The organism is Janthinobacterium sp. GW456P, from assembly GCF_002127655.1.
GTDB lineage: Bacteria > Pseudomonadota > Gammaproteobacteria > Burkholderiales > Burkholderiaceae_D > Janthinobacterium.
Genome location: NZ_NEHB01000009.1, coordinates 160182 through 167956, shown reverse-complemented (window position 1 = coordinate 167956; position 7775 = coordinate 160182). Strand labels below are relative to the sequence as shown.

Annotated in this window: 10 protein-coding genes and 1 pseudogene; 3 read left to right on the top strand and 8 right to left on the bottom strand. The window is 65.4% G+C overall.

Features of this window, described 5'->3' with window-relative positions; translation table 11 throughout:
* A pseudogene (locus CBW66_RS10875) lies at positions 1-202 on the top strand (IS110 family transposase); the annotation flags it as partial.
* 57 nt (positions 203-259) lie between these two features.
* Here the strand turns inward: CBW66_RS10875 and CBW66_RS10870 are convergent.
* Both CBW66_RS10870 and CBW66_RS10865 read right to left on the bottom strand, forming a co-directional pair.
* A complete protein-coding gene (locus CBW66_RS10870) occupies positions 260-556 on the bottom strand; it encodes a hypothetical protein (protein WP_086138381.1) in 297 nt (98 codons plus the stop codon).
* A gap of 80 nt (positions 557-636) precedes the next feature.
* Complete coding sequence (locus CBW66_RS10865) at positions 637-1077, bottom strand: carboxymuconolactone decarboxylase family protein (RefSeq protein WP_086138404.1); 441 nt, start codon at positions 1075-1077, stop codon at positions 637-639.
* A gap of 103 nt (positions 1078-1180) precedes the next feature.
* Here CBW66_RS10865 and CBW66_RS10860 point away from each other — a divergent pair, with 103 nt between their 5' ends.
* Positions 1181-2653 carry a PLP-dependent aminotransferase family protein gene (locus tag CBW66_RS10860; RefSeq protein ID WP_086138403.1) on the top strand — a complete coding sequence of 491 codons (1473 nt, stop codon included), beginning with the start codon at positions 1181-1183 and terminating at the stop codon, positions 2651-2653.
* On the opposite strand, the gene CBW66_RS10855 is transcribed toward CBW66_RS10860, so the two are convergent.
* From CBW66_RS10855 to trxC, 5 genes are all read right to left on the bottom strand, one after another.
* On the bottom strand, positions 2622-3212 hold the full coding sequence (locus CBW66_RS10855) for a DUF1287 domain-containing protein (RefSeq protein WP_086138380.1): 591 nt from the start codon (positions 3210-3212) through the stop codon (positions 2622-2624). The genes CBW66_RS10860 and CBW66_RS10855 overlap by 32 nt on opposite strands.
* 62 nt (positions 3213-3274) lie before the next feature.
* The gene (locus tag CBW66_RS10850; protein ID WP_086138379.1) at positions 3275-3610 is read right to left on the bottom strand and encodes a DUF6616 family protein; all 336 of its coding nucleotides are present in this window, start codon (positions 3608-3610) and stop codon (positions 3275-3277) included.
* Positions 3611-3627: 17 nt separating this feature from the next.
* Complete coding sequence (locus CBW66_RS10845) at positions 3628-4374, bottom strand: HEAT repeat domain-containing protein (protein ID WP_086138378.1); 747 nt, start codon at positions 4372-4374, stop codon at positions 3628-3630.
* Positions 4371-4880 carry a MarR family winged helix-turn-helix transcriptional regulator gene (locus tag CBW66_RS10840; RefSeq protein WP_205701124.1) on the bottom strand — a complete coding sequence of 170 codons (510 nt, stop codon included), beginning with the start codon at positions 4878-4880 and terminating at the stop codon, positions 4371-4373. The genes CBW66_RS10845 and CBW66_RS10840 overlap by 4 nt, the downstream gene beginning before the upstream one ends.
* A gap of 70 nt (positions 4881-4950) precedes the next feature.
* Positions 4951-5403, bottom strand: coding sequence for a thioredoxin TrxC (gene trxC / locus CBW66_RS10835; protein ID WP_086138376.1), 453 nt, complete (start codon positions 5401-5403; stop codon positions 4951-4953).
* A gap of 147 nt (positions 5404-5550) precedes the next feature.
* On the opposite strand from trxC, the gene CBW66_RS10830 reads away from it, so the two are divergent.
* Positions 5551-6981: a coniferyl aldehyde dehydrogenase gene (locus CBW66_RS10830; protein ID WP_086138375.1), complete on the top strand. Its 1431-nt coding sequence runs from the start codon at positions 5551-5553 to the stop codon at positions 6979-6981.
* Here CBW66_RS10830 and CBW66_RS10825 read toward each other — a convergent pair whose 3' ends face one another.
* Positions 6982-7587: a LysE/ArgO family amino acid transporter gene (locus CBW66_RS10825; protein WP_070218259.1), complete on the bottom strand. Its 606-nt coding sequence runs from the start codon at positions 7585-7587 to the stop codon at positions 6982-6984. It lies immediately after the preceding gene.
* Positions 7588-7775 lie beyond the last annotated feature (188 nt).

Below are 7775 nucleotides of genomic sequence, written 5' to 3'. Positions count from 1 at the left end.
TTTCCTGCGCAAGGCACTGTACATGCCGGCCATGGTGGCCGTCCATAAGACGCTTTGGGGCAGGCGCTTCGGTCAGCGCTTGCGTGACGCCGGCAAAGCGCCCAAGCTGATCATCGGCGCCATGATGCGCAAGCTGGTGCACGTGGCATTCGGCGTGCTCAGGTCGGGAAAAATATTTGATCCGGCCTTGCACGCCGCTTGACGGGGATAACAGTATCTACGGCCACCACAACAGAGATAGCGGCACGATGACCCAAGGTCACGGCCACGGCGCAGGCGTCACATCCTGGTATTGCGCGCCGCCCTGCTCCGGCTCTGCCGCATCGCGCGTGGCTGGCTGGTTCAAGGAACCGGCCGGCGAACGCAAGCTCAAGATTTCCTTGCGCGTCTCAACGAAGTCGGCGGAACTGAGCGGGTGCTGCTGGTCGGGCCAGTGGCTGACGGCCCATTCCTGCAGAGCTTCAAAGCGCCGCCACAGTTCGGCGATGAACTCGCGGCGCGCCTCTTCCTCCTGCTGCAGCGTCTTTTCGGCGCCTTCCCCTATATGTACTTGCATGGCTGCTCCCTGGCTGATCAATCATCCTGCCAGCCTACGCAGGGACCAGCCTATCGTCTGTTCGCGAACGAACACAGGATTTATTCAGGCATCTTGCGAAAGCCCACGGCCAGGCGGTTCCAGGTATTGATGGAACCGATGGCCAGGGTCACGTTGACCATTTCCGCCGGCGTCAATTGTTCCGCCAGCGCAGCGTAGTCCGCGTCGGACGCATGGTTCTGCGGCAGCAGGGTCAGCGCTTCCGTCCAGGCCAGCACGGCCCGCTCGCGCGGCGTGAAGAACGGCGTTTCGCGCCAGACGGAGACGGCATACAGGCGGCGCTCCGTTTCGCCCGCCTTGCGCGCGTCGCTCGTGTGCATGTCCACGCAAAAGGCGCAGCCGTTGATTTGCGAAGCGCGCAGGCGGATCAGCTCGAGCAGCGAGTGTTCCACGCCCAGCTTGGCAATCGCCGCTTCCAGCGCGTACATTGCCTTGACGGCGTCGGGAGAAGCTTGTGTGAAATCGAGTCGTTGCTGTGTCATGATGGTTTCCTTGATAATGAGAGGTGCATCATTGTAGAAGCGCAAGAAGAGCGTGCGGCAGGCCAATCTTCCCGAAAAACAGCAGACCACCAGCATAAACTCCATGGAATTACATATCCTGATCGACGGCACGCGCGACCTGGGCGGCCAGTTGTACCGCCAGCTCAGCGCGGCGATCCGCTCGGGCCGCCTGGCCGACGGCCAGCAATTGCCGCCCTCGCGCCTGCTGGCCAGCCAGCTGGGCCTGTCGCGCAAGACGGTGTCCGACGTGTACGACAAGCTCGGCTATGAAAAACTGCTGGTGGGCAAGGTAGGCGTGGGCAGCTTCGTGCAGACGCCGCATGCCTCGCCGCAGCGCCGCCATGCCAGCGCGCCGCTGGCCAGCGCGCAGCGCATCGCCCGCTGGGAAGCGACGCCTACGCCCCTGCGCCGCGCCAGCCAGGAAACGCCGGCACGCTACGCCTTCATCGGCGGACGCGCCACGCCGTCGCATTTCCCGCACGATGAATGGCGCGCCTGCCTGCTGCACGCGCTGCGCCAGGGCGGCCAGGCGCGCGGCCGCTATGGCCCCGCGGAAGGCTTGCCCGCCTTGCGCGCGGCGATTGCCGGCCATGCCGCCTTCAGCCGCGGCATCCATTGCACCGAGGAACAAGTGCTCGTCACCAGCGGCGCGCAGCAAGCCTTGCACCTGCTGGCGCTTACCCTGCTGGAACCGGGCGACACGGCAGCCGTGGAAGAACCCGGCTACCCCGTGGCGCGCGCCGTATTCGCCAGCCAGGGCGCGCGCGTGGTGGGCGTCGAAGTGGACCAGGATGGCCTCATGGTCGACCAGATCCCCGACGGCACGCGGCTGATCTATGTCACGCCCGCGCATCAATTCCCGCTCGGCATGCCGATGAGCATGGCGCGCCGCCATGCCTTGCTGGAGCGGGCGCAACAATTAGGCGCCATCATCATCGAAGACGATTACGACAGCGCCTTCCGCTACGAGGGCCGGCCCGAGGATGCGCTGCAAAGCATGGACCGCTATGGCCTCGTCGCGCACGTGGGCAGCTTTTCCAAGATCCTGCTGCCGGAATTGCGCCTGGGCTATGTGGTGCTGCCGCAAGCCATCGTGGCCGCCATGCAGACGGTGAAATACCTGAGCGATTGCCATACGGCCAGCCTGGGCCAGCATGCGCTGGCCAAGTTCATCGGCGATGGCCATCTGCTGCGCCATATCCGCCGCTGCCACGATATCTATGCGGGGCGGCGCGAGCGGCTGCTGCACTGGTTCAACGGCCCGCTGGCGCCGTGGTTCCGCCTGGTGCCGGCCAGCGCCGGCTTCCACGTGGCGGCCCTGGCGCAGGCGCCGCTCGACATCGCCGAATTGCTGCGCCGCGCGCGCCTGGCCGACATCAGCCTGTATGCGCTATCGGGCTTTTACCATGGCCCCGCCCGCCATGAGGGCCTGTTCCTCGGCTATGGCGCCATCGACAAGCTCGATATCGACACGGCGCTGGCGCTCGTGCTGGCGATCCTGCAAGAGATCGCGCCCCTGCCCCTCAGCGCGGTTGCCAGCGATAGTGCCCCGTGATCGGATAACTGAACAAGATATTTTCCTCGCGCGCGCCCTCGCCGATGTTGTGGATGATCAGCGGCACGCCGCTCCACGACTGCTTGTCGCTGACGATGCCGATATGGGTCAGGTTGCGCGGCAGGCGCCAGGTGACGATGTCGCCCGCGCGGTAAGCGTTCGCTTCCTTGCTGGGCGGCAGGCTGGTGCCGTGGCGGGCAAAGTAGGTGCCCAGGTTGGGCACGCGGCGGTGGTCGATATTGCGGTCCGGCGCCTTCATCTGCCAGCGCCCCTGCTGCTGGTACACCTGCCACGCCTTGCGCATGTCTTCGTGCACCAGCACCTGCAAATCCTGTCCCAGCTGGCGGTAGGCACGCACGACCACGTCCGTGCACACGCCCCGCTCGAGCGGCACGTCGCCACCGGGATAGGCGAGGCGTTCGTAGCGCGGGTCGTACTGCAGGGTCACGCCCACCTGCTGGCGGGCGGCGGCGACAAGGGCGTGCGGCGTGGCAGGCGCGGCCGACGCCAGCATGGGCGCCAGGGCAAGCAACAGAATAGAGAGCGGTTTGAGCAGCATCAACGTCGGTGGTTGGATGAAAATGCCAACTTTACCGCAGCGGCAGGGAAAACGCCGTACGCTTAGACGGCGGCCAGCTGCGCCAGGTGGCCAGGAAAATCCACGGCCGGGCCAGCCGCGTTGACGGTATCGAAATAATCATGCCAACCCGTGGCGGCGATGCCGGCCAGCAAGGCGTCCAGTGCCGCCGCGTCCGGGAAGCGCCAGACGGCATAAAATTGCTGGCTGGCCGCATGCGGCTTGCCGCCATCGATGGCGCCCAGGGCCAGCGCTTCGGCGCCGCTGCCGGACAAGGCCGCCATGCCGGCGCCTACCATGTCGAAATACGCCTGGCGCGCGGCGCCATCGAGGGCCAGCCAGGCCGGTTTGGGGCTGTACAGTTCTAACAGGTAATGCATGTTTGTCCTCCAAACAATCAAGAAAGTGAACGCAGCGCGCGCTGGCAGATGCGCCTGGTCGCGGCAACAGGGCTTTCCAGCAGCCATTGCGCGCACAGGCTGCGCACCCAGTCCGGCTGGCTCTTGGCCGCATCGTTGAGCCAGTTGGCCACGGAATCCTGCACGTAGATGGCCGGGTCGGCGCGCAAGGGCTGCAGCAGGGACAAGGCCAGCTGCGGCTGTTGCTTCAACTCGGCAATGTGCGCACACCACACGCCGCGCGGGCGCAGCGCTTCGCTGGCGAAACGCCGCACTCTTTCCGACGGGTCCGCCGTCCACGGCACCAGCAGCGCGATCGCGTCCGCCAGGTTCGCGGCCAGCCGGGGCCGCAGCGCCAGCCAGGCCCATTCGCGCACGCCGAAATGGCCATCGTCGGCCAGCGGCCGCAGGGCGGCCAGCTGTTGCGGCAAGGTCAAGCCGGGTTGGTCGGCGATGGCAAAACAAACCCAGCCGCGCACCGTGTCGGAGGGGTGCGCCTGCAGCAGCGCCAGGTCGGCGTCGGCATCGAGCAGCAATTGCGCCGCAAGTGCCATGCGCCGGGTGATGCCGGCCGCGGCCTGGGCGCGCATCCGCTCCAGGCGGGCGGCGCCGATAGCGGGCACGGCGGCGGCCAGCAGTTGGGCGAAATCGATGGCCAGCCCTTCCGTCAGGGTGGCGCTGGCCACCGTTCCCTGATTCAGCAGGGCCAGGCGCGCGGGCGCGATGTCGGCAATGCTCCGGCTCATGCAGCACCCCGGTCCGTCTTGCGCCAGGCTTTTTCCAGCAGCGCACTCAACAACTGCCTTTCTTCCGGCGTGAAATCGGCGAACAGGCTGGCGATCCATTGCGCGTGCTCATCGACCAGGGTCGCGGCGGCGGCTTCCCCCTTGGCGCTCAGGCGCACCAGCAGCTTGCGCCGGTCGAGTCGGTCCGCATGGCGCGCCAGGAAGCCATCGCGCTCGAGGCCGTCGAGCAAGCCCGTGATGGTGCCACGCGTCACGCCGCCCCGCTCGGCCAGTTCGTGCGGCGAGAGGCCGCCGGGCACGTCGCGCAGCAGGGCCAGCAGCACGAACTTGCCTTCCGACAAGCCATGCCGGCCCAGGCGCGTGGCGCAATCGCCATCGATGGCCGATGCCAGGCCCAGCACTTCAAAGCACAGGCGCAAACGTTCTACGGATGCAGGCATATCGGGGCCGGGCGCGCGGCGCTGCACGTCACCGAGCAGGGCCGTGTATTTCTGTTCGAGTTTTATCATATGGCGCAATATAATATGGCGCCATACTACATGTCAAATGGAAAACCACGCTGGTTTTCCTGTTGCCTCACAGGCGGGCTTTATCCCTGGCCCAGGCGACGATGGCATTGGCATCGATGGCGCCCGGCTGGCGCGCCACTTCCACGCCGCGCAAAAACAGGGCCAGGGTGGGAATGCTGCGGATGTTGAAACGGCTGCCCAGGTCCGGCGACGCTTCCGTATTCACCTTGACGACACGAAATGCCGGTTCCAGGGTCTTGGCGGCTTGCACATAGAATGGCGCCATGCTGCGGCACGGGCCGCACCACGGCGCCCAGAAGTCCACCAGCACGGGAATGTCGCTGCGCTCGATATGCTTGAGGAAACGGGCGCTGGCCAGGTCCACGGGCTGGCCCGTAAACAAATCCTTCTGGCATTTTCCGCAAGTGGGCTGCTCCGTGAGCCGGGCGGCCGGCAGGCGGTTGACGGCGTCGCAATGGGGGCACACGATGTGCAGGGAGTCTGGCGTGGTCGGGGTCATGGCATTCCTGGAAAGCGTAGCGTCAAGTTGACGGACATTTTACGGCGTATCGTGCAGCAGCGTCGGCTCGCTGGCGGCACATTTGCAAATACTCGCCTATAGTGCGCTGGAACGGCGCGCGTATTGCCCGGCCGGCCAAGGAGAAACATGCCTGATGTCGCAAACAACATGGAACTGAAGCACGCCGAACTCGCTGCCGCCCTGGCCTTGCAGCGCGCCGCCTGCCTGGCCCACCCCGTGCCGACCCTGGCCGAGCGCAAACGCGACCTGCAAACCCTGCAGCGCTATCTCCGCGACCACAAGCTGGCGCTGTGCCAGGCGATCAGCGCCGATTATGGCAACCGTTCCCACCACGAAACCTTGCTGGCGGAGATATTCCCTGCCATCGACGGCATCGCTCACGTACTGAGCCAGTTGAAAAAGTGGATGACACCGCAGCGCCGCAGCGTGGACTGGCGCAATTTTCCGGGTGCCCGCAACCGCGTGCTGCCCCAGCCCTTGGGCGTGGTGGGCGTCATCGTGCCGTGGAATTTCCCCGTCAACCTGAGCCTGGTGCCCCTGACTTACATCTTTGCCGCCGGCAACCGCGCCATGGTCAAGATGAGCGAGAACTCGCGCCATCTGGCGCGGCTGCTGATCGAGACCATGCCCGCCTATTTTCCGCCGGAAAAGCTGCGGTTTGTTGATGAGACGGGCGGCGTGGGCATCGCTTTTTCGCAACTGCCGTTCGACCACTTGCTGTTTACGGGTTCCGGCCAGACGGGCCGGGCCGTCATGGCGGCCGCCGCACGCAATCTGTGCCCGGTGACCCTGGAGCTGGGCGGCAAGGCGCCGGCCATCGTCTGCGCCGATTTCGACGTGCGCACGGCTGCCGAGCGCATCTTGTTCGTCAAGTACCTGAATGCGGGGCAAATCTGCACCAGCGTCGACCATGCCTGGCTGCCCGAGGCCGGCATCGCCGCCTTCGTCGACCATGCGCGCCGGATCATGCCCACGCGCTACCCAAGGCTGGACACGCCCGACTACACGTCCATCATCGACGAGGCCGCCTTTGAGCGTCTGCTGCAGGCGCTCGACGAAGCGCGCGCGGGGGGCGCGCAAGTGATTTCCTTGCTGCCGGGGCCAACATATGACCGGGCCACGCGCAAGATCGCGCCGCACATCGTGCTCGACGCGCCCGAAGACAGCCTGCTGCTGACGCGGGAAATCTTCGGCCCCATCCTGCCACTGCGCGGCTATACGAAGCTGGAGACCGTGATCGCCAGCATCAACGGGGGGCCGCGCCCGCTGGCCATCTATCCGTTCAGCAATAACGCATGCACGGTGCAGCTGCTGATCGACCGCGTGATGTCGGGCGGCGTGTCCGTCAACGATGCCCTATTCCACGTGGGCCAGCATGATTTACCCTTCGGCGGAGTGGGAGAGTCCGGCATGGGCCACTACCACGGCGTCGAAGGTTTTCACACTTTCAGCAAGCTGCGGCCCGTGTTTTACCAGGCACGCTACAGCCCGTTGGCACTGCTGCGGCCGCCGTATGGCAAGCTGGCCAGCCGCGTACTGGCCTTCCTGACCCGCTGATTACAGGAACAGCGAGGCCGCGATGGCCCACATGACGAGGGCGATGATGCCGTCGAGCACGCGCCAGGCCATGGGCTTGGCAAACACGGGCGCCAGGTAGCGGGCGCCAAAGCCCAGCAGGAAGAACCACAGGGCCGACGCCATGATGGCGCCGCCGGCAAAGTAGAAACGTCCCACGCCTTCATGCTGGCCGCCGATCGAGCCGAGCAGGATGACCGTGTCGAGGAAGGCGTGCGGGTTCAGCAGGCTGAAGGCCAGCGCCGCGCCGATCACTGCCCAATAGCCTTCGGGCGCCTTGGCGGCCGACACCGTCAGGGCCGTCGGGCGCCAGGCCGACTTGGCGGCGCGCAAGCCGTAGGCGATCAGGAAGGTGGCGCCACCGGCCTTGGCCCACAGCAGGAAATTGGGGTTATCGGCAATAAAGGTGCCCATGCCGGCCACGCCGGCCGTGATCAGGATGGCGTCGCACAGCAAGCAGACCAGGATGCAGGTGAGCACGTAATGGCGCTTCAGCCCCTGTTTGAGCAAGAACGCGTTTTGCGTGCCGATGGCCACGATCAGGCTCGCGCCGAGCCCCATGCCTTTCAAGAAAATTGCGCTGTCCATATTGATTCCTTTCCATTGCTTTCCATCACGCGCACGGCCGCCCACGCTCTGCCGGCAACGGCAAAGTCATCAGAGGTAGGTGGAGGGTGGTGCGGAACCTGGGGAACCGCGCGGGAGAGTGGAGTTGTTACCCTATTTCAACAGTGTAAAGAAAAAGTAAATATAAGTATAATGAATGATTCTAACTA